The sequence below is a fragment of the Pandoraea pneumonica genome (assembly GCF_049918595.1).
Lineage (GTDB): Bacteria > Pseudomonadota > Gammaproteobacteria > Burkholderiales > Burkholderiaceae > Pandoraea > Pandoraea pneumonica_A.
Window position 1 is genome coordinate 205,597 of sequence record NZ_JBNCRZ010000004.1, and the last position, 23,227, is coordinate 228,823.

24 protein-coding genes and 1 tRNA gene are annotated in these 23,227 nt (G+C 63.3%); 9 read left to right on the forward strand and 16 right to left on the reverse strand.

Annotated features, from left to right (window positions below; all coding sequences use genetic code 11):
- The first annotated feature begins 100 nt into the window (after nucleotides 1–100).
- The 3 genes from waaC to waaA are packed head-to-tail and all read left to right on the forward strand — an operon-like array spanning nucleotide 101 to nucleotide 3,392.
- Nucleotides 101–1,132: a lipopolysaccharide heptosyltransferase I gene (waaC, locus tag ACPWR9_RS17480; protein ID WP_426299669.1), complete on the forward strand. Its 1,032-nt coding sequence runs from the start codon at nucleotides 101–103 to the stop codon at nucleotides 1,130–1,132.
- Nucleotides 1,129–2,091, forward strand: coding sequence for a Kdo hydroxylase family protein (locus ACPWR9_RS17485; protein ID WP_426299671.1), 963 nt, complete (start codon nucleotides 1,129–1,131; stop codon nucleotides 2,089–2,091). Before waaC ends, ACPWR9_RS17485 begins: the two co-directional genes overlap by 4 nt.
- A gap of 2 nt (nucleotides 2,092–2,093) precedes the next feature.
- Complete coding sequence (waaA, locus tag ACPWR9_RS17490) at nucleotides 2,094–3,392, forward strand: lipid IV(A) 3-deoxy-D-manno-octulosonic acid transferase (protein WP_426299945.1); 1,299 nt, start codon at nucleotides 2,094–2,096, stop codon at nucleotides 3,390–3,392.
- 67 nt (nucleotides 3,393–3,459) lie between these two features.
- Here waaA and ACPWR9_RS17495 read toward each other — a convergent pair whose 3' ends face one another.
- The 4 genes from ACPWR9_RS17495 to ACPWR9_RS17510 form a co-directional block, all read right to left on the reverse strand.
- Nucleotides 3,460–4,899 carry a TolC family outer membrane protein gene (locus ACPWR9_RS17495; protein WP_426299673.1) on the reverse strand — a complete coding sequence of 480 codons (1,440 nt, stop codon included), beginning with the start codon at nucleotides 4,897–4,899 and terminating at the stop codon, nucleotides 3,460–3,462.
- 81 nt (nucleotides 4,900–4,980) lie between these two features.
- A complete protein-coding gene (locus tag ACPWR9_RS17500) occupies nucleotides 4,981–5,304 on the reverse strand; it encodes a rhodanese-like domain-containing protein (RefSeq protein WP_426299675.1) in 324 nt (107 codons plus the stop codon).
- A 122-nt stretch (nucleotides 5,305–5,426) separates the two neighbouring features.
- Nucleotides 5,427–6,095 (reverse strand): protein-L-isoaspartate O-methyltransferase family protein, encoded by a 669-nt coding sequence (locus tag ACPWR9_RS17505; RefSeq protein WP_426299677.1) that lies wholly within the window; start codon nucleotides 6,093–6,095, stop codon nucleotides 5,427–5,429.
- A 79-nt stretch (nucleotides 6,096–6,174) separates the two neighbouring features.
- Nucleotides 6,175–6,777: a TetR/AcrR family transcriptional regulator gene (locus ACPWR9_RS17510; protein ID WP_426299679.1), complete on the reverse strand. Its 603-nt coding sequence runs from the start codon at nucleotides 6,775–6,777 to the stop codon at nucleotides 6,175–6,177.
- A gap of 161 nt (nucleotides 6,778–6,938) precedes the next feature.
- Here ACPWR9_RS17510 and ACPWR9_RS17515 point away from each other — a divergent pair, with 161 nt between their 5' ends.
- The 4 genes from ACPWR9_RS17515 (at nucleotide 6,939) to ACPWR9_RS17530 (ending at nucleotide 9,799) form a co-directional block, all read left to right on the forward strand.
- Nucleotides 6,939–7,712: an SDR family oxidoreductase gene (locus ACPWR9_RS17515; RefSeq protein WP_426299681.1), complete on the forward strand. Its 774-nt coding sequence runs from the start codon at nucleotides 6,939–6,941 to the stop codon at nucleotides 7,710–7,712.
- A 114-nt stretch (nucleotides 7,713–7,826) separates the two neighbouring features.
- Nucleotides 7,827–8,087: a YkgJ family cysteine cluster protein gene (locus ACPWR9_RS17520; RefSeq protein ID WP_426299683.1), complete on the forward strand. Its 261-nt coding sequence runs from the start codon at nucleotides 7,827–7,829 to the stop codon at nucleotides 8,085–8,087.
- 147 nt (nucleotides 8,088–8,234) lie between these two features.
- On the forward strand, nucleotides 8,235–8,855 hold the full coding sequence (locus ACPWR9_RS17525) for a DUF1439 domain-containing protein (protein ID WP_426299685.1): 621 nt from the start codon (nucleotides 8,235–8,237) through the stop codon (nucleotides 8,853–8,855).
- Nucleotides 8,856–8,956: 101 nt separating this feature from the next.
- A complete protein-coding gene (locus ACPWR9_RS17530) occupies nucleotides 8,957–9,799 on the forward strand; it encodes an undecaprenyl-diphosphate phosphatase (protein WP_426299687.1) in 843 nt (280 codons plus the stop codon).
- A gap of 64 nt (nucleotides 9,800–9,863) precedes the next feature.
- Here the strand turns inward: ACPWR9_RS17530 and trmB are convergent, their stop codons facing one another.
- The 6 genes from trmB to ACPWR9_RS17560 form a co-directional block, all read right to left on the reverse strand.
- Nucleotides 9,864–10,664: a tRNA (guanosine(46)-N7)-methyltransferase TrmB gene (gene trmB, locus ACPWR9_RS17535; RefSeq protein WP_426299689.1), complete on the reverse strand. Its 801-nt coding sequence runs from the start codon at nucleotides 10,662–10,664 to the stop codon at nucleotides 9,864–9,866.
- 210 nt (nucleotides 10,665–10,874) lie between these two features.
- Nucleotides 10,875–11,669, reverse strand: coding sequence for a DUF2894 domain-containing protein (locus tag ACPWR9_RS17540; RefSeq protein ID WP_426299691.1), 795 nt, complete (start codon nucleotides 11,667–11,669; stop codon nucleotides 10,875–10,877).
- Nucleotides 11,662–12,327, reverse strand: a complete 666-nt coding sequence (locus ACPWR9_RS17545; protein WP_426299693.1) for an OmpA family protein — start codon at nucleotides 12,325–12,327, stop codon at nucleotides 11,662–11,664. Before ACPWR9_RS17545 ends, ACPWR9_RS17540 begins: the two co-directional genes overlap by 8 nt.
- On the reverse strand, nucleotides 12,324–15,350 hold the full coding sequence (locus ACPWR9_RS17550; protein ID WP_426299695.1) for a DUF802 domain-containing protein: 3,027 nt from the start codon (nucleotides 15,348–15,350) through the stop codon (nucleotides 12,324–12,326). Before ACPWR9_RS17550 ends, ACPWR9_RS17545 begins: the two co-directional genes overlap by 4 nt.
- Nucleotides 15,331–16,137, reverse strand: a complete 807-nt coding sequence (locus tag ACPWR9_RS17555) for a DUF3348 domain-containing protein (RefSeq protein ID WP_426299697.1) — start codon at nucleotides 16,135–16,137, stop codon at nucleotides 15,331–15,333. The genes ACPWR9_RS17550 and ACPWR9_RS17555 overlap by 20 nt, the downstream gene beginning before the upstream one ends.
- A gap of 112 nt (nucleotides 16,138–16,249) precedes the next feature.
- Entirely contained in the window at nucleotides 16,250–17,125 is an 876-nt protein-coding gene (locus ACPWR9_RS17560; RefSeq protein ID WP_426299699.1) for an alpha/beta fold hydrolase, read from the reverse strand.
- 113 nt (nucleotides 17,126–17,238) lie between these two features.
- On the opposite strand from ACPWR9_RS17560, the gene ACPWR9_RS17565 reads away from it, so the two are divergent.
- Nucleotides 17,239–18,141 (forward strand): LysR family transcriptional regulator, encoded by a 903-nt coding sequence (locus ACPWR9_RS17565; RefSeq protein WP_426299701.1) that lies wholly within the window; start codon nucleotides 17,239–17,241, stop codon nucleotides 18,139–18,141.
- 45 nt (nucleotides 18,142–18,186) lie between these two features.
- Here the strand turns inward: ACPWR9_RS17565 and ACPWR9_RS17570 are convergent, their stop codons facing one another.
- Together ACPWR9_RS17570 and ACPWR9_RS17575 are read right to left on the reverse strand one after the other, a co-directional pair.
- Nucleotides 18,187–19,371, reverse strand: coding sequence for an MFS transporter (locus ACPWR9_RS17570; protein ID WP_426299703.1), 1,185 nt, complete (start codon nucleotides 19,369–19,371; stop codon nucleotides 18,187–18,189).
- Between the two features lie 103 nt (nucleotides 19,372–19,474).
- The gene (locus ACPWR9_RS17575) at nucleotides 19,475–20,056 is read right to left on the reverse strand and encodes a TetR/AcrR family transcriptional regulator (RefSeq protein ID WP_426299705.1); all 582 of its coding nucleotides are present in this window, start codon (nucleotides 20,054–20,056) and stop codon (nucleotides 19,475–19,477) included.
- Nucleotides 20,057–20,299: 243 nt separating this feature from the next.
- Between ACPWR9_RS17575 and ACPWR9_RS17580 the strand changes: the two genes are divergently transcribed.
- Nucleotides 20,300–20,482, forward strand: a complete 183-nt coding sequence (locus ACPWR9_RS17580) for an SDR family oxidoreductase (RefSeq protein WP_426299947.1) — start codon at nucleotides 20,300–20,302, stop codon at nucleotides 20,480–20,482.
- A gap of 18 nt (nucleotides 20,483–20,500) precedes the next feature.
- On the opposite strand, the gene ACPWR9_RS17585 is transcribed toward ACPWR9_RS17580, so the two are convergent.
- The 4 genes from ACPWR9_RS17585 to ACPWR9_RS17600 all read right to left on the reverse strand — a co-directional run bounded on the left by ACPWR9_RS17585 (nucleotide 20,501) and on the right by ACPWR9_RS17600 (nucleotide 23,007).
- Nucleotides 20,501–21,535: an RNA methyltransferase gene (locus tag ACPWR9_RS17585; protein ID WP_426299707.1), complete on the reverse strand. Its 1,035-nt coding sequence runs from the start codon at nucleotides 21,533–21,535 to the stop codon at nucleotides 20,501–20,503.
- Between the two features lie 114 nt (nucleotides 21,536–21,649).
- Nucleotides 21,650–21,723: transfer RNA gene (locus ACPWR9_RS17590), tRNA-Gly, on the reverse strand.
- A 109-nt stretch (nucleotides 21,724–21,832) separates the two neighbouring features.
- On the reverse strand, nucleotides 21,833–22,420 hold the full coding sequence (locus tag ACPWR9_RS17595) for a hypothetical protein (protein WP_426299709.1): 588 nt from the start codon (nucleotides 22,418–22,420) through the stop codon (nucleotides 21,833–21,835).
- Nucleotides 22,421–22,446: 26 nt separating this feature from the next.
- Complete coding sequence (locus ACPWR9_RS17600) at nucleotides 22,447–23,007, reverse strand: hypothetical protein (RefSeq protein WP_426299711.1); 561 nt, start codon at nucleotides 23,005–23,007, stop codon at nucleotides 22,447–22,449.
- Nucleotides 23,008–23,227 lie beyond the last annotated feature (220 nt).

Consider the following 23,227-nt stretch of genomic DNA (forward strand, 5'->3'; position numbering starts at 1 on the left):
CCCCATATCGAACCGTTACCGAAGCCATGATTGGCGGGCCGTGTCGGGGTAAAATCGCGGTTTTGCTCACGAGGCCCGGCCGAACCGCCGGAGCGTTCGGTTGCAGGTTCTGATCGTCAAAGTCTCGTCGCTCGGCGACGTCGTCCACAACATGCCCGTGGTGCAGGACATCCTGCGCCAGTTTCCCGACGCCCAGATCGACTGGGTGGTGGAAGAGGGCTTCGTCGACCTTGTCAAACTCGTGCGCGGTGTGCGCCGGGTCATTCCCTTTGCTTTGCGCCGCTGGCGCAAGAAGCCGTTCGCCGCGAAAACGTGGCAGGAGATCGGCGCGTTTCGCCGTGCGTTGCGCGAGACGCCCTACGACTATGTCATCGACACGCAAGGCTTGGTGAAGACCGGCTGGATCGCGCGTACGGCACGTGGCGCGGTGTGGGGGCTGGGCAATCGCACCGAGGGGGCCAGCTATGAATGGCCGGTGCGGCTGCTCTATCAGCACATGGTGCGCATCGAGCCTCACACCCACGTGGTGACGCGCTCGCGGCTGTTGGTGGCCGAGGCGCTGGGCTTCAAGGTGCCGGGCGATATCGACTTCGGCATCGCCACCGAGCGTGCCGATCACAGCCAATGCCCGGACCGTCCGTATGCCGTGTTCGTGCATGCGACCTCGCGTGACGACAAGACATGGCCAGAAGACGACTGGATTGCACTGGGTCGTGATCTTGCAGGGCAGGGGCTGCTGATCGTGTTGCCGTGGGGCAGCGCGGCCGAGCGTGACGTGTCCGAGCGGTTAGCGGCAGCGCTGGGCGAGCACGCCTGGGTGCCACCGAAGATGAATCTGTCGCAGGTGGTCGGACTGATCGATCGCGGGGCCATCACCGTTGGCGTGGATACCGGTTTGGTACATATTGCCGCAGCGCTGAACCGTCCCACCATCGAGCTATACAATTTCAGCACGGCGTGGCGTACCGGCGGATTCTGGTCGCCGCACATCGTCAATCTCGGCGACGCCGAGCACAAACCTACGCTCGCTCAGGTGCGCGACACAGTACGCGAGTTCGCACCGCTTTTGTCGGTGGCGCCATCGACTGGCGTTGCCGCAGCAGGGCAATCAGGGGAGGATCGAAACGCATGAGCCAAACGAATCCAACGAACGCTGCGAATGCCGGGCACGGCGCGGACCACAGCGCGAATTCCGCCGGTGCCGCAGGGGCAAGCAGCCAGATCGTCACCGTCGAGTCCGGCAACTGGCAGGGCGGCGAATTGTCGCTGCCGCGCGAGACGCTGGTGGCCGATGTCGAGGCGGGCAAAGTGCTGTATTTCCCGCATCTGGCCTTTGCGATCGGCGCCGACGAAAAGCGCCTGCTCGATCCGTCGATTGCCGATCCGAAGCGCAAGAACATTAGTCTCGATCCGAAGACCGATGTCCTCGTGGGCGTCGCGTCCGACGATGCGACGCAACGCGCCGTGCATGCGCTCGTCAAGCGTTACTACACACAGGCATGCAGCCTGATCGACGGTTTGCTGCCCGAGTATCGCGGCAAGCTGCGTGCTGCGCCGACGAGTCTGCGTCTGCATCAGGTCGAGACGCGTCAGACGTCGTGGCGCAAGGACGACAGCCGTTTGCACGTCGACGCGTTTCCATCGCGACCGAACTACGGCGAGCGGATCTTGCGGGTGTTCACGAACATCAACCCCGCAGGTCAGCCGCGCGTGTGGCGCGTGGGCGAGCCGTTCGAAGACGTGGCCAAGCGATTCCTGCCGAAGGTGCCCACGCAGTGGCCCGGTTCGGCGTGGCTGCAAAATGCTTTGGGTATTACCAAGCGTCCGCGCAGCGGTTACGACCACATCATGCTGAATTTGCACGACGGCATGAAGGCCGACATGACCTATCAGCGCGATGCCGATCAACAGACCATGCCGTTCCCGCCGGGCAGCGTGTGGGTTTGTTTCTCCGACCAGACGTCGCATGCCGTGATGTCGGGACAGTTCATGATGGAGCAGACCTTCTTCCTGCCCGCCGAGGCGATGGTGCACCCTGAGTGCTCGCCGCTGGCGGTCCTGCAACGACTCACCCACCGGGCGCTTATCTGATGCTGCTGCGTCTCGTCTATGGTGCCTTGTGGTGGATCGTGGCACCGCTCGCGGTGATTCGTTTGTGGTGGCGGGGTCGGTTCGAACCGGGCTATCGCCGTCACATTGGCGAGCGCTTCGGCTTCTACGATGCGCCGCCGTACACCGGTCGCCCGCTGATCTGGGTGCATGCGGTTTCCGTTGGTGAGACGCGTGCCGCGCAGCCGCTGATCGAAGCTTTGTTGGAGAAATACCCTTCACATGGCGTGTTGCTCACGCACATGACGCCCACGGGCCGTGCCACGGGCGAGGGCTTGTTCGGCGATCTCGTGTTGCGATGCTACCTGCCGTACGACATGGTCGGATCGATTCGCCGCTTCTTGAAGCAGTGGCGACCGAGTGTTGGCGTGGTGATGGAGACCGAAGTCTGGCCGAATCTGATCTTCACGTGCGCAGAGCAAGGTGTGCCGTTGGTGTTAGCCAATGCGCGCATGTCGGCGCGCTCGTTCAAGCGTGCGGCCAAATTTGGCGACGCGACGCGCCCGGTATTCGGCGGTTTCACGCGAGTGCTGGCCCAGAGCGATGCCGATGCGGAGCGACTTCGCATGTTGGGCGCACATGACGTCGATGTGCTGGGCAATTTGAAGTTCGACATGACGCCACCGCCTGCACTCATCATGCAGGGCAAGCAGTGGCGGGAGCGTTTCGGCAACCGGAAGGTGTGGCTCGCGGCGAGTACGCGCGACGGTGAAGAGGCGCAGGTATTGCAGGCGCGCGCCATGTTGGCCGCGGCATCGGACGAAGGTCGTCGGGCGTTGTTAGTGTTGGTGCCGAGGCATCCGCAGCGGTTCGACGAAGTCGCGGCGATGCTGGAAAAGTTCAAGTTGAACTATGTTCGTCGCAGCGCGTGGCCGGATGACGGCACGCCGTTGCCAGCCGACGTCGAGGTGGTGTTGGGCGATTCGATGGGCGAGATGGCGGCCTATTTCTCGTCGGCGGACATGGCCTTTATCGGGGGCAGTTTGTTGCCGCTGGGCGGGCAGAATTTGATTGAAGCGTGTGCCGCAGGGACGCCGGTGATTTTCGGTCCGCACATGTTCAACTTCACGCAAGCGAGCGAGAACGCGTTGGCGGCGGGGGCTGCGAGACGGGTGAGCGATGCGGGCGAGCTTGCGGCATCGCTGGCGGACTTGTTGGTCAACGATGATCGCCGGCTGGCGATGCGCACGGCGGCGACGTTATTTGCAAAACAGCATCAAGGTGCGACTGGCCGAACGGTGGGTGCGCTGGGCCGTTGGTTGGAAGCAGTCGCAGCCGCTTAACAGCCGCCTAACGGTCGCTCGCGCGAAACCCGGTCCGTCCCCGAGGAGGGACTAACCGGGTTTGGGGCTAGCGTCGCAACGGCGCAGAAGTCCCGGGCCGTACACCCCGTTCAGGCAGCCCAGCCCCAGCATTCGCGGGGGAAGCCTCCCGAGCACCGGCCATCGCCGCAGAAGCCTCCGGGTTTTCCGTCAGCAGCGCATTGAGCAATTGCAGGTCCGTATCGACCAGTGTCGCCGCGCTAGCTTTCAACTGAAGGCTGGAGAGCAGCGTGCTGTAGCGGGCTTTGGCGAGATCGCGGCGGGTCGTGAAGAGTTTGTCTTCCGCGTTGAGCACGTCGGCGTTGATACGAATGCCGACTTGATAGCCGAGCTTGTTCGATGCCACCGACGATTGTGCCGATTGCTCGGCGGCCTCAAGTGCCTTTACCTGCGCCAATCCACTCGATACCCCCAGATACGACGTCCGTGCGCTAAGCACCGCGAGGCGACGTGCGTCGTCGAGATCGCTTTGCGCTTTGTCTTCGAGCGCGAGCGTCTGGCGCATTTTGCTTTGCACCGAGCCACCCGAGAAGATCGGAATGCTGATCTGGATGCCAATCTGACCGGCGGAGCTGGGCCCCGTGCCTTGGCTCGATGGGCTCGACATCGCCGACGACAGCAGGCTATTGGCGTTACCGACGTTCGAGTGAGCGCCGCTGGCGACCAGATCCACCGACGGCATATAGCCCGACTTCGCCTTCGACGTTTCGCGTCGCGCCGTCTCCAGCGTGAGCGTTTGCAATTGCACGCCGTAGTTCGCTTGTTCCGCTTGCGTGACCCAGTCCGCCACGTTATTCGGTTGCGGCGACGGCAACGTAGCCCCGGCGCGCAACGTAGCGAGCGACCCTACCTGATGGCCGACAATGCGCGCAAACGCAGCACGGCGAACGTCGAGCGTGTTCTGCGCGGCGATTTCCTGCGCCGTCGCCTGATCGAAACTGGCCTGCGCTTCGTTCGCGTCGACGATCGTCGCATTCCCGACTTCGAAATTGCGTTTCGCTGCGGCAAGCTGTTCGGCAATCGCCTGCTTGTGCGTACCGGCGAGCGCGAGATCGTCCTGCGCGGCGAGCACGTCGAAATACGCCGTTGCCACGCGCAGAATCAAATCCTGCTCCGCTTGCGCGAACGAGGCCTCGGCCGCGGCGACGGTGAGCTTGCCTTGCTGATACGTCTGCCAGCTATCCCAATGAAAGATCGGCTGCGTGAGCGCGAGGCTGTAGCCGCTGCTGCCGAACGTGTTCGAGATATTGCTCGAGCCGTAGTGCGTGTTGACGGTGCTCCAGCGCGCAACCACTTGCGGCAGCAGCCCGGCGCGTGCCTGCGGCAGCGCTTCAACATTGGCGAGATAGGCCGAGCGGGCGCTGGCGATCAGCGCATCGCGGGTCTGGGCTTCTCCGTAGAGCTGGAGAAGATCGGTGGCGCTGGCGGGCGCGGCGGCGAAGCCCATCGTCGCGAAGACGAAAGGCATGGCAAACGCCGCGCGCAGGACAGGCGCACGCTTGGCCGCGCGCGGGTGCGCGGCGAGCCTCGAGGGGCGCATGGCCCTGGCTCAGTAAGTCGGCATCGACGGGTCGACCTGGCGAGCCCAGGCATCGATACCACCGTCGAGATTGAAAAGCTGGGTGAAACCTTGTTGTTCCAAAAACATCGCTGCGCGGGCGCTGCGCATGCCGTGATGGCAAATGCACACGATGGGGCCTTCGGCGTCGAGTTCGTTCAGACGGGACGGCACGTCGCCGAGCGGCACGTTCTTGCTCTGTGCGATGTGGCAGGTCTGCACTTCCCAATCCTCACGCACGTCGAGTAGCGTGGGTTGGCCGCGGTCCCCATCCGCGAGCCACTGGGCCAATTGCGCCGGTGTAATGTTTTGCATGATGAACGTATGTCGTATAGATGGCGGCCAGTCCTCATTGATCCCCCGCGGGGCTGGTCCGCACACGGCATTCCGGGGCGCGCCGCCGTCAACTGGCGGCGGCACACACCCGGGCGCCGGGCTCAGAACTTGAAGCTCGACGGTTGCGGCGCGACCAGATAGGCCACTTGCGTCTCGAACAGGTTTTCGGTGCGGTATTCGTTTTCCGACAGACGCGTGATCAGTTGCGCTTCCATGACCGGCGAACCGCCCACGAAGGCGGCCAGACGGCCACCGACCTTCAGTTGCGCGAGGAACGCTTGTGGCAGTTCCGCCAGCGCGCCCGAGATGGCGATCACGTCGTACGGGGCGGCAGCACTCCAGCCTTGCGCGCCGTCGGCGTTGACCACTTCCACATTCGTCACGCCGTTCGCACGCAGCGTCTGCTGGGCCGCTTGCGCCAGATTGGCGTCGAATTCCACCGTCGTCACGTGATGCGCGTTATAGGCCAGCAGTGCGGCCATGTAGCCCGAACCCGTGCCGATTTCCAGCACGTTTTCGTTCTTCTTCGGCGCGAGCGCTTGCAGAATACGCGCTTCGACACGCGGCTCCAGCATGAACTGGCTGTCGTTGCTGATCGCAGCGTCGCGCAGCGGGATCTTCACATCGGTGAATGCGAGGTTGCGGTAGGCGGCCGGCACGAAGTCTTCGCGCTTGACCACCGTCAACAGATTGAGCACCTGCTGATCGAGCACGTCCCAAGGACGGATCTGCTGCTCGATCATGTTAAAGCGGGCCTGTTCGTAATTCATTTCGATTACCGTGGGATTGTAGGCAAACACAACCGCGCATTTTACCAGTTCCGGGCGGCGGTCATGATGACGCGTGAACTTATGGCGTAACCGGGGCCCCGGGAAGCGCCACACGATGCAGATATGCCGCGCACATCGTGGCGATCTGATCGGCGATATGGGCGGCTAGCTTGTCGCAGGTGGTGTTCGGGGGCGTGCGGTTCTCGAGGATCGCCTTGATCGGCCCCGTCATCGAATTCAGAAACACGAAAGCGACCGTGCTCGTATCGTCGAAACGCCCGTCCTGCGCGGTATCCAGCATGGCGGCGACCGCGGCGTGCATCCGTTCGCTAGCGCAGGAAAACACCTCCCGCCCATCCAGATCTTCCGACAAACGGTACAGCGCCTGCGCTTCCTCGATGTCTGTCATCTTCGCGCCGACATAGGCGTCGGCCAGCGCGCGGGCCATGGCCTCGATCGGCTGGCCGTGCGAGTCCTGGCAGGTCTTCTCCACCGTGCAGACAATGCGATCGATATGCCGCTCGAGCACGGCATAGAGCAGCACCTGCTTGTTCTGAAAGTATTGATAGAGGGTGCCGACCGACACCCCCGCACGCTCGGCCACCCGGGTGGTGGTGAGCTGACGCCCGCCATCGAGCAGCAAAACCTGAAGGGCGGCCTCGAAAATCGCGTCGATCGTCACGCGCGAACGCGCCTGCTGCGGCGATTTACGGGGCCCGGAGACCCCTCGGATGTCAGGTTTCATATGCGAATAGAAAAACTGAAGGATTCTTCATAAACTCGATGCTAACAAATTTGCGTGCGGCTGGGCGCAGAACAACAGGTACGACGACGGGAGCAGTGATGAAACGGGACGCAATCGACAAAGCAGTGCGAGCGGACGCCGAACGCCATCTGGGACGGGTGGCACTGGTGACGGGCGCGACCAAGGGCATTGGACAGGAAGTGGCACGTGCGCTCGCTGAGGCGGGCATGACGGTAGTCGTGGGGGCACGCGACGAAGCCAAGGGTGAGGAAGTGGTGGCACCGCTGCGCAAGGCGGGGTTTCAGGCAGAGACGCTGGTGATCGACTTGCTCAAGCCGGAGACGCTGCATGCGGCGGCTTATCGCATCGGGCGCTATCACGGGCGGCTCGATGTGCTGGTGAACAATGCGGGCATTACCGATCCGCGCGACGACGTGCCCGAGCGGGCCTCCATCGAGGCCGTCGAGCGAGTCTTCGCGACCAACTTCTTCGGCACCTTGCGCGTGACGCAAGCCATGCTGCCATGGCTGTCGCGCTCGGACGCTGCGCGTATCGTCAACGTGTCGAGCGGCTTGGGCTCGCTCGCTTACAACGGCGATCCGGCGTGGGAGCATGCCGCGTTCAAGCTGATCGGGTACAACGCGTCGAAAGCGGCGCTCAACATGTTGACCGTGCAGCTCTCGCACACCTTGCGCGAGACGGCGATCACGGTGAACTCCGTTGATCCGGGTTATACGGCGACGGACCTGAACGGCAAGCGTGGCAAGCAGAGCGTGGAAGATGGGGCGCGCAGCGTGGTGATGCTGGCGCTGGGTGAGCGCGGGCCGGTCAATGGCGGTTTCTTCGACGTCGCGGGCGCGCTGCCGTGGTGACGACGCAATGGGGTGAGCGGCGCACGCGGTAGAATGCGCCGCATATTTGCATCAACCGCGCATCACCCACGCGTCACTGGCTCATCACCCACTTCCATCGCTTCACATCGTTTCATGAATTGCCGACCGCATTGCGCGGCTTGTTGTATCGCGCCCTCCATCTCGACGCCCATTCCCGGCATGCCGCACGGCAAGCCGGCGAACACACGCTGCGTGCAGCTCGACGACGATGATCGCTGCCAAATTTTCGGCAGCCCGCAACGCCCGGCTGTGTGCGGATCGTTGCAACCTTCTGCGGAAATGTGCGGCGATAGCCGCGAGCAGGCGATACGGTGGCTCTCGCAGCTCGAAGCGCTGACCGCGCCGGTGCAGTAACCGGCGACTCGCTGCAACATCGCAATCCCCGTCCGGGCACGCTGCATCGCCCATGCCATCCGCCCATAGGCACAGGTAGTTCGGCGTCATGGGCGAATGCTATAGTCGCGCGTGTCGGGCGCTGGGCGCCCTGTGGTGGAACGGGACATGGCGCGTCAATCGCATCCGAATCGGGAAAATTATCAGCAGTGCGAGGCATCTGACACGGTCGATTCCGCACGCCGTCGTTGGCTGGCGCTCGCCAGTGCCTCGGCACTCGCGGCCGGGCTTGCTGCCTGTGCCGGGCTGCCGTTCGGCAACGACTACACCTTCTCCGAAGGCCAATTGCAGCGCGCGCTGGAGCGTAAGTTTCCCTTTGATCGTCGCGTGCTGGCCGTGCTCGATGTGAACTTGTCGCACCCGCGGCTGACGCTGCTGCCTGACCGTAATCGTCTGGCCGTTGCTGTCGATGCGACGGTGACGCACCCTCTGGGCGGCGCTCCGCTGACCGGCACGCTGGCCATCGACAGCGCGCTGGCCTACGACCCGGCGACGATGTCGGTGGTGCTGCGCGACCCCGAAGTCGAAACGTTCACCATCGACGGTTTGCCCGAGCGCTGGTCGCGCCAGTTGAATGCCGCGGGGGCATTGCTCGCCACGCAGTTGCTGCAAGGCGCACCGATCTACACGTTCAAACCCGAGCAACTGACCATTGCCGGTGTGGCACGCCAACCGGGACAGATCACGGTGCTTTCCCATGGTGTGAACGTCAAATTCGATTCCCGTTGAACCGGTGCTGCCGAGCCTCGGATTCACGCGCCCTACGGCTCACCTAATAATTTCCGCGTATAACCCGCTTCCGATATCACGACTTCTCAGGAAACCATTGCATGGACTTGTTGCTGGCGCTTAAAGCGATCATTCTCGGTGTGGTCGAAGGTCTGACCGAATTCCTCCCGATCTCATCGACCGGTCACCTGATTCTGGCCGGCAGTCTGCTCAACTTTAATGACGATAAGGGCAAGGTCTTCGAGATCGTGATCCAGTTCGGCGCGATTCTCGCCGTCTGCTGGGAATTCCGCGCGAAGATTGCGCAAGTGGTCATGGGGCTCGGCAGCGACGCGAAATCGCAGCGCTTCGCCATCAATGTGATCGTCGCGTGCCTTCCGGCCATCGTGCTCGGGCTGCTGCTCGGCAAGCACATCAAGGCCGTGCTGTTCAACCCGACGGTGGTCGCCACGGCGTTCATCGTCGGCGGGGTCATCATTCTGCTGGTCGAGCGTCACAACCGCCGCAATGTGGAAGCTGGCAAATTGCCGCGCGTGAATTCCATCGACGAGCTCTCGCTGGCGGATGCCCTGAAGGTCGGCTTCGCGCAATGTCTCGCGCTTGTGCCCGGCACATCGCGCTCGGGCGCCACGATCATCGGTGGCATGATGTTCGGGCTGGAGCGCAAGGTGGCGACCGAGTTCTCGTTCTTCCTCGCGATCCCCATTCTGTTTGGCGCGACCATTTACGAGCTGTACAAAGCGCGCTCCACGCTGTCGGTGGATGACTTCAGCTTGTTCGGTATCGGCTTTGTGGCGGCGTTCATCAGCGCGTTTATCTGCGTGCGCTGGCTGCTGCGCTACATCGCATCGCACGACTTCACGGCGTTCGCGTGGTACCGCATCGTATTCGGTCTCGTCGTGCTGGCGACCGGCTACAGCGGGCTGGTGGTCTGGGCCGACTAAGCCTCACGGATTGACGCAATGAAAAGGGCACCTCGCGGTGCCCTTTTTCGTATGTCTCAGCCTATCAACCGCGCTTCTTGAAGACCAGATCCCACACGCCGTGACCGAGGCGCAGGCCGCGGTTCTCGAACTTCGTCACGGGACGATAGTCGGGACGCGGCGCGTAATCGGCAGCGGTGTTCTCGAGCGTCGGCTCGGCGCCCAGCACTTCGAGCATTTGCTCGGCGTATTCCTGCCAGTCGGTCGCGCAGTGCAGATAACCGCCCGGCTTCAGACGCGACGCGAGCAGTGCGACGAACGGCGGCTGGAGCAGGCGACGCTTGTGATGGCGCTTCTTGTGCCACGGGTCCGGGAAGAACACGTGCACGCCGTCGAGCGATGCTTCGGGCAGCATGTTCTCCACCACTTCCACGGCGTCGTGCTGGATGATGCGCACGTTCGAGAGCGGCGTCGTGCCGATGAGCTTGAGCAGTGCGCCCACGCCCGGTTCGTGCACTTCCACGCCGAGGAAATCGTCGTCGGGGCGCACTTTCGCGATATGCGCCGTGCCGTCGCCCATGCCGAAGCCGATCTCGAGGATACGCGGCGCATTCGGACGTGCGAATGCCGCGGGCCAGTCGAGGGTTTCAGGGGCGTAGGGCACCAGGAACTGCGGGCCGAGGGTGTCGAAGGCGCGCTTTTGCGCTTCCGAGCTACGGCCGGCGCGGCGCACGAAGCTGCGAATGCGGCGCGGATGGGCAACGCCGTCCGGGCCGATGTCGGTGTCGCCGTCTTGCGCGTCGGAAGTTTGCGGCGTGTCGATCTCGGCAGCGTCGTCGTGGGCCGGTTGCGCGTCGTCAGCCGGCGGGTGTCCGTGGTTCGTCATGGAAGCAGAAAGCCGTCGGTGGCGAGGGCTTATCGAGGAAGTGCTGCGGCGGGCGGTGCGCTCGGCAAATGATGCCGAGGTACGGGAGGCTTGCGCCCAACACGATGATTTTCAAAGGATTTTCCCGTGCGCTGGCAGCGGGAACGAGCGCGATTATCGCCCGGAACGGCCTTGACTGGCAAGTTGACGCCCGGTACCAGCCACGCCCGCTTAGCGGGCTTTCGCGCGCGAAGGCTTGGCGGACGCCGCGACACGCGCCGCGCTCTTGTTGCGCATGGCACCTGCGGTGTCCATGTCTTCGAGCCACGAGAGGGCGTCGGCATGGCGAAGAAAATGGCGCAGATAGTCGGGCGAGACGTCGTGCATGAGCGAGAGCGCGCGGTGCACGAGATGGCTGGAGTTTAACGGCCCGGCGTTCTCAGGCACCTGCGCGAGCGATTGCCGCAGATTGCCGTCGGTGCTGAGCTTCGACCACGTTTCACGGAAGTACTCCAGCACGTCCATATCTTCGAAACTGTCGCCCGTGGAGATGACGGTGGGTGTCGTGGGGGGAGGGATCGACGCGGCCGGGGCAGCGGCGCCAGCTTGCCGTGCTGTGGCGGTGGGTGACGGCTGTGCCGCGCGCTTGACCGCTGGCGTGGCTTGCGCGGGCCGCTCGCCGACGCGCCGGGTCATATCGGCGATCAGCAGCGAAAGCGGTGACGGCACTGCCGCATTCGGCACGCTGTGCGGAGTCGCGGGGTTTTCTTCAGCGGGTGGCGGCGCTTCGCGCTCTGCCAACGTCTTCGCGAACGCATCGGCAAGCACTTGCAGTCGCTCGTCCAACACGCGCCGCGTTTCGCCCGTGAAAGTGGCAGCACGACGCGCCAACGTCTCGATGAGGTGAAAGCGAACCGGATCGCGTCGGTCGGCTTGCTGCGCACGCCAGCCGTCGAGTTGTGTCTGCCAGACGGAGGCTTCCGGCGGCGTCAACGTCTCCGAGAGATCGCGCGGATCGTCAGCCATGCGACTTCCCGGCATTACCCGCGCTGCTGCGCGGCATCGGCGCAATTTCCACGCGTCGGTTCTTTGCCCGACCGGCCTCATCGGAATTCGACGTCACGGGTTGCTCGGCGCCGAACGCGGCCGAGAACACCGACGACGGCGGAATCCCCGCCGCGATCAACTCCCGCGTGACCGTGAGCGCCCGTTGCGCCGACAACTCCCAGTTATCGGCAAAGCGCCGGTTCGTTTCGCGCACTTGCTGATCGTCGGTGAAGCCGCTGACCATCAGAATCTCGTCGCTCACTTTCAGGTAAGCGGCGAGCGGGGCGGCCAGACTGCGCAGCACTTCGCGCCCTTGCGGTTGCAATTGATCCGAGTTCAGCGCGAACAGCACGTTGCCGCTGATACCGATGCGGCCGTTCACGATCGTGACGCGCCCGCCCGCAAGCGGTCCGGCGAGCGCTTTTTCCAGCGTCTCGCGGCGTTGCGTCTCGGCCTGGCGCTCTTTCACTTCGCGCTCCAGCTTGGCCGACAGTTCGAGCTGCACACCGATCACGCCGAGCATGATCAGCACGAACGCGCCGAGCATGACCGACATCAGGTCGCCGAAGACGGCCCACGCCGGCGCCGCAGCGCCCGCGTCGCCGTCGGCGAAGTCGGTGTCGAAATCGTGACTCATGCTGCCGCGCTACCCGGTTGCGCGCGGGCGTCGCCGAGCTGTTGCAGATTTTCGAGAATTTGCTTTTGCGACATCACACTCAACTCCACCACTTCGCGTGCCTGCGCAACGTAGTAGCCAAGCTGTTCGTCGCTGCGTGCCATCGACTTGTCGAGCGCGGCTTCAATGCGTTGCAGATGGTCGAGCAGTTGCGTGTTCGATTCGCCGAAGGCCTGCACCGCAGCACCGAACGTGTCGCCGAGGCTTGCGACTTCGATGGCGCTGCCGGTGACTTGTGCCGAGGCGGCAGCCAGCTTCTCGGTCTGCGCGGCGATCGTGTCACCCAGATTCGCGCCGGCGCGCTCCAGCAACTGCGCGGAGGTGGTGACGAGATCGTCGACCGCTGCGCGTTGTTCGTTGCCTGCATGGCGCACGGTGTCGAGCAGCGTGCCGAGCGTTTCCAGCAGACGTGAGCGTTCTTCCAGCATCGCGTTGTCGCGCACCATGCTGTCCGAGAGCTTCTGGCGCAACTCGGCGATGATGTCGGCCGCGGCTTTCGGGGCTTCGGCAGCGGTTTGCATCAGACGCGAAATTTCGGTGATGGTGTCGCTCGCGTTGCGGCGCGTTTGTTCCGACATGTCGAGCGCGGTTTGCGAAAGCGTCTCGCAAATCGATTGCTGCTGGCTCGCCGTCTGCGCACCCATCTGCTGCCATTGCTCGCGCAGCGTGGCGAGGGTGCCTTCGAGGGTGTCGGTCCATGCCGACAGACGCTGCGTTTCGCGCTCGGCCGTGGCGTCGTGGTGCGCGGCGTTGGCGGCGTTCAGGGCGTCGAGCAGCGATGCACTGTGTTCAGTGAATGCTGTGGTCGTTGCGGCAACGAGTTGTTGATTTCCACTGGCCAACTGCTCGCTTACGCGGGCGTGATCGGCGATGGCGTCACGCCATGCTTGGGCGACATTGGCCGAGGCGCTGTCCATTTGCGTCGACACGCCTTGCAGCAGTTGCGTCGAGCGCGTGTCGAAGGTTGCGCCGAAGCGCTCAAGGGCGGCTGCGAGGTGCTGCGTGAGCGCGTCGTTGGCTTGTTGCTGTGCACCGATGGCTTGCTTCCACTCGCCGGACACCACGGCAGCCGTCTCGGCAACGCTGTGCATTGCACCTTCCGTTCGCGTGCTCACGCCGTCGACCAGCAGTGCAGAACGTTGCTCGAACGTTTCGGTGAAGCGTTGCAAGGCGGCACCGAGGTCGGCGGCCAACGAGGCGTTGGCGGCCTTTTGCTGCGCGAGCGATTCGTTCCACGCTTGTGCGACGCGCTCGTGCGCACCGGAGACGTTCCCGCTGGTGGCGTCGAGCTTCGTCGCCACGTCGCTGAGCAGGGCATTCGAGCGTGTCTCGAACGTCTGTGCAAAGCGTTCGAGCGCGGCGCCGAGTGCCTGCGCCAACGTGTCGTGCGAGGCGCTTTGCTGCGTGAGTGCTTGATCCCACACTTGCGCCACCCGCTCATGGGCACCGGTGACGGTGCCGCTCGTCGCATCGAGCTTCGCGGCTACGTCGCCGAGCAATGCCGTCGAGCGCGCTTCGAACGTTTGGGCGAAGCGTTCCAACGCCACACCGAGATCCTGCGTGAGCGCGTTGTGAGCGCTTTGCTGCTGCGCCAGTGCCTGCTCCCACGCCTGCGCGACGGTCGTCTGCGCCGTGGCGATGCTGCCGGTGGCATTGTCGAGACGCGTGGTCACGTCGGCCAGCAGGCCAGCGGATCGGGTCTCGAAGGTTTGTGCAAACTGTGTGAGCGTTGCGCCGAGTTCTTTGGCAAGTGCATCGCTCGTGCGTTGCTGTGCGGCGAGCGAGGTTTCCCACGTTTGTGCGACGCCGGCGTGTGCGGTGCTCACTTGCGTGGTCGCGCCTTCCAAGCGCGTGGCAACGTCGTCGATGAGGCGGGCCGAACGCGATTCGAATGTTTGCGCAAACGCTCCGAGTGCACCGCGCAAGTCGACGGCGAGCGATTCGTTGGTGCGCAACTGCGCGTCGAGCGAATCTTTCCAGACATTGGCCACGCGTGCCGTCGTCGCTTCGAAGCGATCGGACAACCCGTCCATACGATCTTGCATCGCGCCCGAGACGGTCTGATGCCACGATGCGGTTTCGCGCGCCAGGCTGGCCATCGTCGCTTCGACTTCGGGGCGGATGGCCGCACCGGCGGCGCTGGCCGTCGTCGCAACGCTGTCTTTCAGATACTGCTGCATCGCGCTCGTGAGTTGCGCGTAAGAGGCATCCGTGCGGGCGTGCAACGCGTCTTGATTGGCCACGAGCCGCTCACCCAGGCCCTGACTCTGGCGTTCCATCGCGGCCATCATCTCTTGCAGACGATCGACCAGCGCGGGCATCGCGGCAGCTTGTTGCTGGAGCAGTTGGAGTGTGGTTTCACGCTGATGCTGCTGCGAGAAGCCGCGCAGCGTGGTGACGATGCGTGCGTCGAGCGCTTGCACGACTTGGGCGCGCTGTTTGCGGGCGAGTGCGGCGAGCAGGCCGAGCATGGCCGACGTGGCGACACCGGCGACCGACGTGCCGAAGGCGAAGCCTAGACCTTTGACGGGCGAGGCGAGCGACGCGCGAATGGCTTGCAGGTCAGTCGCGCCTTCGAGGGCAATGCCGGTGCCACGCAGCGTGGCAGCCATACCGAGGAACGTGCCGAGCATGCCGAGCAGCACGAGCAGGCCGACCAGATAGGGCGTGAGTGCCGGGCCGGGCAGGCCGACGCGCTCGCCTTCCACGCGCAGGCGCACGGCGGTACGCATACCTACCGGCAGCGTGTCGAGCCACGACGGCAGCGATGCGGGCGGCGCGCTTAGACCGCCGACGGCCTTGGCGAGCGCGTCCGACGACTGGTGGAAGCGCTTGAGTTCGAGGGCGCCGATGAGATAGACGGCCGCGATGAGCAGCGTGACGGCCAGCGCGAGGGTGTTGGTGCCGGCATAGCCGATGGCGATCCAGCCGACAACGGCCAGTCCGGCGACAAAGGCAACGAGATCAACGAGGTAACGGGTCATGTTGTCCGGGTTCACAAACGTTTTCGCCGGGTTCATTCGCGTGCAGGGCCGCGAGCAGCCCTTCAAGCGGTTGAAGGCGGATATCCAGTTCTGCGAGCAGGATGCTCTGCATGTCCCGGTGGAAAGTGTCGAGCCACGTGCCAGCCGGGGCGAGCGGCGGGGCACCGGGCACGCGCGGCGCGGCAAGGGCAGCCTGCTCGGTATCTCGCAGCTTCACGAAATGCCCTTCGAGCAAGTTCGGCACGCCAGCCAGCAAGGTGCGCTCACGGGCACCCAGCACGCGCTCCATGACGGCGTCGACGCTGGCGAGCTTTGCCGCATCGGGCGACGTCAGCGCCAGTTGCGCGCGCAGGCGGGTGCGCAAGGCACCGATGGCGGTGTCCATCGTCTGCTGCGACGTGGCGTAGCGCTGCCGATAGGCGGGAAACTCGGCAAACGAGGCGGCCCGCTGACGCTCGGCGGCGCTCATGGTGCGAATTTGCCCGCCGGGGGCGGCAGCCAGTCCGCAATCGCGGGCGATGGCGGCGGCGAGGTCCGTGCGCAGGCGTGCCAGGGCTTGGGTGCCGTGGTTCGCGACAGGCGCGGCCGGGCGCACACCGGGCGTTTCGGCCGGTGGGGAGGCTTTGAGAGCCGACGACAGGGCGATGGCGTCGGTCCAGCCCAGCCACTCACTCATGCGGTCCGAGAGCGACGGCGCGGCCTCGGGCGGCGTGAACGTGCTCAGACGGGCCAGCGAGCGTATGAGTGTCGGGGCGCTGATTACAGGACGCCGGGGCACTTGCACCATTCCACTGGGGGGTCAAAAACCCAGCAGTTTACACTGCGCGGCCCCCGGCCCCCCCGGGTTGACGTTCGCGGCCCGTCGCAACGGCCGGTATGACGTTGTTGTGACGTTCGACCTAGCGAGCCTGTCTGTCGCTATCGAGAAGAGAGTGGGTGCTGACTGGCGCTGTTAGAAACGCGATGACGGCGGATGAGAACTCGTCAGGAAACTCAACGTTCGACAGGTGGACTGCGGGAAACACGATGAGACGTGAACCCGGAATTGTCTCCACCATCGACTTGCTGAAGGCGGCGGCTGTCACCGTATCGTGTTCACCGGCGATGACGAGTGTGGAAACCGAGATGCTTGCAATATCGCGGCGCAGATCGGTCTGCTGCACGGCCGCCCACGACCCGGCGAGGCCATGACGGTTTGTCGCAAGCAACGTGTCGCGAAACGGTGTGACGAGGGTGTGGGCCGGGTCGTTGGCGTCGAGCATGTGGGCGGGGAACCAGTTACGCAAGAAGGTCTGCGCGGTCTCCCGCATATCCCTCGCTTGAAGGACGGCAGCCACGGACGCATCCCAGACTTCGGCCGGGCCGAGATAAGCGGCCGTATTGCTCAGAATCAGCCGATCGATGCGTGCGGCCGCATGTATGCCGAGCCATTGCGCGACGATGCCGCCGAGCGATAAGCCGAGAAAGTGCGCACGGTCGATGTGCAGATGATCCAGCAATTCGACGACATCTCCACCGAGACGCGCCAGTGAATACGGCGCGGGCGGCACACTCGATGCGCCGTGACCGCGTGCGTCGTAGCGCAGCACGCGGAAGTGCCGGGAGAGCGCCGGGATTTGGGCGTCCCACATATGCAAGTCCGTGCCGATCGAATTGGAGAGCACCAGCACGGGCTTGTGCGCGGAGTCCTCACCGCCATCGGCCTGGTCAATGCCATCGAAGCGGTAAGCGATGCGAGCGCCATCGGTAGTGTCGAAGAATGAATAGTTGTCCATCGTAGCCTCCGGAAGTCATTCACTTGGGTCAGTGCGTGAAGACCATTCTGGTCGAGGCGAGAAATGATTTAAATTACAAAGATTGGACGATCTTTGTCAAAAGAGATGACACGATGGAATTCACGCTGCATGACCTGCAATGCTTTGACGCTGTGATCCGCGAGGGGAGTTTTCAGGCGGCGGCGGAGGTGCTGCATCGCACGCATCCGGCGGTATTCGCGGCGGTGGCGAGGCTGGAGCGTCAGACGGCCCTCACGTTGCTCGATCGCAGCGGTTATCGCGTGAAATTAAGCGAAGCGGGGCAATCGTTCTACGCGCGTGCGCAGCCGCTGTTGCGCGAGGCGGCCGGGCTGCGCCATCACGCGGCGCAGTTGGCGATGGGCGAGGAAAGCGAGTTGAACGTGGTGATCGGTGACCTGTGTCCGCGCGAGTTGTTGCTCGGGTTGCTTGCGCGCTTCTTCGCGCAGTGCCTGCACACACGACTGCAATTGCACTTCGAGACGGTCGGTGGCCCGATGGAGCGACTCAAAGCGGGAGAGGCGGATCTCATCCTGCATCGCGTAGACAAACGCGACGCCGACATCGCATGGATCGATCTGTGCAAAGTGCGGCTCGTGCCGGTGGTGGCGCCACGAATGCTCACTTCGCCACTACCGCGTGCGGTACGCCCCGCAGATATGCGCGGCTACACGCAATGTGTGATGCGCGATTCGGCGCGAACGTCGAGCGGAGAAAGTTTCTTCGTGATCGAAGGCGCGCACCAGTGCACGGTGGCGGATCAGGCGATGAAGAAGGATGTCATCGTGCAGGGCTTGGGCTGGGGACACCTGCCTGAGCATTTGATCGAGGAAGAACTTCGCAGCGGCGCGTTGAAATCCATCGCAGGGCGATACCTGCCCGTGCACACCGAGCAAGTTGTCGCTGCCCGGCGTGCCGACGGCCCGCATGGGCCGGTGGCGAACCGTCTCTGGGCCTATCTCCGTGAAAGCATCGATGGAGAGATGGCAGCGGAGTAGCCCGGAGACGGTGTGACACGTTATCAGACAGGTCGACGCTGTGGATCAGCAGGTCGCGTCGGCGGTTTGCGCCAACCCACTGCGCAGATACGGCAGCAGGCTGGCCAGACCGACGGCCGCCATGGCGGCACCGATCCAGAGCGGCGCGCGCATGCCGTAGCCCGCATCGATAGCGGAGCCGCCTGCCCACGTACCGAATGCCAGGCCGGCGGTGATGACCGACGTGTGCATCGTGTTGACCAGCGGCCCGGGTGCAGCAGCGCGCATGACACGGGCCACCATGGCAGGGTTGAGCGACACGCCGGTCAGGCCGATGGCGGCAAACGCGGCGATACCGATAGGCGTGATCTGCGCCCACAGCGCGAAGCTCACCAGTGCGAGCGCCAGAACGCTCAGGCCCACGATCAGCACGGTCAGCGTATGACGGTCGGCGAAGCGTCCGGTCACGGCGTTGCCGATGATGTTGGCGATGCCGTACATGGCCAGCAGATTCGGAATCGTGGCCGCGGATACCCCTGCGACGTTCAGGAAGATCGGCGAGAAGTAGCTGAAGGCGGCGAACGTCGCGCCGATGATCAGGCCGCTCGTGATGAAGGCGGCCCACAGCGGGCGATTGAGCAGCGAACGGAATTCGGCGGCGAGACTCACCGTCTCGCGCTTTTCCGTCGCGGGGGCCCACAGTGCGACGGCCACGGTGCACAGGGCGGCAAGCACGGCCACCAGCCAGAAGCTGGCACGCCAGCCGTAGTGCTGTTCGATGAAGGCGGTGAGCGGTACACCGACGACCGGCGAGAACATCAAACCGCCCAGCACGAACGAGGCTGCGCGACCGCGCACCGACGGGGCGACGAGGTCAGCGCACAACGTGAGGGCGACGCCGAACGTGGCAGAGCTGGCGACCCCCATGATGATGCGAGCGAGTGCCATCACTTCATAGCGCGTGGCGACGGCGGCGAGCACACCACCGGCAACGTTGATGATGAGCAGCCACACGAGCGCTTGCTTGTGCGGCGTGCGCAAGGCGAGCAGGAGGGCGGTGAGCACGGGGCCGCCGATGGTCATACCAAGGGCGTACAACGAGATCAGATTGCCGATGTCGCCAATACCGACGTTCATGGCGTGGGCGAGCGCGGGCATCATGCCGGCCACCATGAACTCGGCCGTGGTCATCGCAAAGACGGTGAGTCCTAGTAAGTAGACGACGGGTGGCATCGTGGATTTTTGCGTCATATCTGTAACGATCATTCCATATCGGGGGGAAGAAAAAGCCCAAAGGGCTTTGAGCGAATGTCGGGTGTTGCGTGTTGGCTGAAGGCAGTGGGGGGACGCGGCGTCAGAGTTGGGCGAGCGTGCCTTCCATGATGTCTTCGAGGAACTTGCGGTCGCAGACGGTACGTCCCAGTGCGCGCAATCCGTAATAGCTGCTGAGCAAGGTGCGTGCGACGAGTAGAGCGGGCCGTTCGGCAGACAACTCACCGTTGTGCTGACCGATGGCGATCAGATGCACGAGTACTTGTTCGATGCGGGTGAGATAGGCCTGACTGATCTGGCGGACTTTGGGGTCTTTGCCGCCGCGCTCGAGGGCGGCGAACAGAGCCATGCAGCCGCGCTCTTTCTGGGGATCGAGGTCTTCGTCGATGCCCCATTGCATGAGGGCGCGCAGCCGGTCTTTGACGAGTCCGGGCGCGTTGAGAATATCGGCTTGTGTTTGAAGCCCGAGCGTCTGATAGCGCTCGAGGGCTTCGTGATACAGATTGAGCTTGTTGCCGAAGGCGTTATAGAGACTACCGCGGCCGAGCCCGGTGCATTCGACGAGCGTCTGAGCCGACGTGCCTTCGTAGCCGTGCGTCCAGAACGCGTCCATGGCGGCGTCAATGACGGCCGCATCGTCGAATTCTCGTGGTCTGCCACTCATGTTGTTGGCCTTCGGCGAATAGGGGATGGGGGAACGAACGCCGGGGGCACGATAGGTACGCCAGTCCGGTAGACGGAACTATAGGTTATTTTTTAACGAATGTTCCAATAACCGGACGTGACTTATGGGTTTGACGTCGACGCAATTCGTCGATCCCGGCGCGGCACACGGAAGTGTCAATATTCTTTCTTTTTCCGACGAAAAGTGAAGAAATATTAGCGTTTTGGCGCGAAAGCTACCGCGATTGAAGCGCATTCGGCGCTGGGGCGTCTGGTCGGTACCGACGAGATTGCGGCGGCCGTCAGCTTCCTGATGTGCGATCAGTCGAGTGCGATTACGGGGGTTAGCTTGCTTGTGGATGCGGGTTGGTTGGTGAGTTCGCACTGGATGAATTTCCGCGAACTGTCGCGCGCAAACGCTGCTTAAGCCGACCGCGCCGCGCGCTTATCGCGTGCGGTGCAATTCAACCACTTTCGTTTCGCCGATGGCGCGGGCGCGCAATTGTCCGCAACCGCCGTCGACGTCTTGCCCGGCGCTGTCTCTGACCTTCGTCAGTACGCCGCGGCTGTGCAGATAGCGGACGATCTCGCGAATGCGTTCCCGATCGGGGCGCTGGTAGTCGTCGCCTTCAAGGCTGTTGAAGGGGATGACGTTGAGCACGCCGTATTTCCCCTTGAGCAAGCGCACGACGGCGTCGAGTTCATCGTCGCCGTCGTTGATGCCTTTGAGCAGCGTCCACTGGTATTGGATGGGGTAGCCCGTGTCGCGAGCGTATTTTTCCCCGAGTTCGATCAGTTCGTCAGGCGCGATTTTCGGCGCGCGCGGCAGCAGGTGGGCGCGCAGGTCAGCTTTGGTGGTGTGCAAGGACAGCGCCAGCGCAGGCTTGATGCGTTGCCGGGGCAGGGCGTCGAACACGCGTTGGTCGCCCACGGTGGAGAACACGAGGTTCTTGTGGCCGATATTGCCTTCGGTGCCTAGCAGGTCGATGGCTTCGAGCACGTTGTCGAGGTTGTGCGCCGGTTCTCCCATGCCCATGAAGACGACTTTCTTCACTGCGCGCAGCCGCCGCGCCAGTACGACCTGGGCGAGGATTTCCATGCTCGAAATCTGACGGATCAGGCCGCTCTTGCCGGTCATGCAGAAGCGGCAACCGACGGCGCAGCCGACTTGGGTGGAGACGCAGAGGCCGTCGCGCGGCAGCAGCACGCTTTCCACCATCTGACCGTCGGCGAGTTCGACGAGCAGGCGCGAGCCGTCGTTGCCAGTGTGCTCCGAGCGCACGCGGGCGAGGCCGTCGAGTTCTGCGGTGAGTGCGGGAAGAGCGTTACGTAGCGCGAGCGGCAGGAAGTGCTCTGAGCTGCGACGGCGCGTGCCGGTGTCGAGTGCTTGACCGTTCAGCCAGACGCGAGCCACCCGGCCCCGATGGACAGGTTGGGCGCCGAGTGCGGCGAGGCGTTGGTCGAAGTCGGAGAAGCGCATGGGAAGCGGATTTTACTCCACCTGATCGGGCAAACCGGACGGCCATAAGCGCAAGGCGTCGACGTAACGTCAGTGGCGAAGCAATCTAGGGGGAGAAATAACAGAAGAGGGTGTTGGAGCGGGCGATGGGAATCGAACCCACGGCTCTAGCTTGGGAAGCTAGGGTATTACCATTATACGACGCCCGCGAAGACCGACATTCTAAGCGGGAAGCAGGCAATTTGGCAATCACGACCTAATTGGAGGATCGTGGTGATCGAGGTTCGAGACATCGGCCACCACGACCCGTCGGCGCGGTTAGCGCAGTTCCGGCATTTTCAGTAGGGCGTCCTGAAGTTTGATCATGGCGTCTGCGGTAGCTCGCCGCCCGGAGAGCGAAAAGTCGCTCTTGAATTCGCTAAAGTCTGCGTGACCGGTGCCGGTCACGGTCTGTGTGGCGAAAATTGTGCCATCCAGATTGCGAATCTCGCACTTGAGATTCACCGTGAAATCCGTTGCGGGCCAAGTGACCAAGCTCGCCGAGGACGAATCCGTCGTGATCGTCGGAACAACGACATAGGCAAGCGCGCCTTTCTTCGCTGAGGCACTGTCGTCGACAGACTTCAGGCGCGATACGTTCGTGAAGACGTTCGAAAACATCTTGTAGAACGCAGTCTCGGTGTCGGCATACGGCTTATACCTAATCTTGTCGCCACCGCCACCGGGCGTCGTAACAATCAGTTCACGCAACTGATCCGTAATCACAAAGCCCACGTGCTTATCGATGCGCGTGGCGCCTTCCGGTGCATTCACTGCCGCGATGTCCGGGGTGATGCTGACCTGATGCGCGCAGCCCGACGCCAGCGCCACGATGAACGCGGCGCAGAGTAGTTTGAAAAATCGCATTTATTTGTCTCCGCTTCGGATGGCGTTTATTGAAGTGCCTTCAGGAATGCCTCGTCATCGAGCAACGACGCCAAGAGCTTCTGAACAAGCTTCGGATACGCCTCGGTGGCGCGCGGAATGGCGATGGCCGCCACGAAGTTCGATGACCACTCCATCTCGGCGGATTTCACCTGGTCATAGCGCTTCGTGTCACCGTTGGTCACAACGATGCGTGCCTTGATGACGCCCTTGCCCGTCGCGACACCGGTGTCGACATCGTTCTCCAGCAACGTGCCGGTAATTTGAACGGGCGACGAGGGCGCGAGCTTGCCCGCCAGCGACAACTCCTGCTTGATCGCCTCGGCGAGATACTGGCTATAAGAGTTGCCATAGGGTGAAGTCATAGACGTCGTGCGCAGCGCGACACCTGACTCGGTCTTCAGGCTCGTTGCCGGTGCGAACTGGCCAACGGCGACTTTGTAATCGCCGTTCGCCTTCAGCTTGTCGACGTTATCCAACGAAGCGTTGTAGGTCGGTGCCGTCAGTGAGCACGCGCTGAGGAACGCGGCGCAGGACACCGCGAGTACAACCCCGATTCTCTTAAACATGGAAATCCCCGAATGACGTGTGAGTGCTTCGCTACTCTGACGTTGCGTCGTAGCTGGTCTAATACTTTTATTTGTAATGCCGGGAAAGGATATGAGGCTGGATTAGGCCGTGTCAACCGTATTCCTAATCAAAAAGAATCGATGTACGAACGATGCAACAACCTGGTTGCTAGCATTGCCCCATCGGCAGACGACCGCCACAAGACAGTCCCCTGCCTGC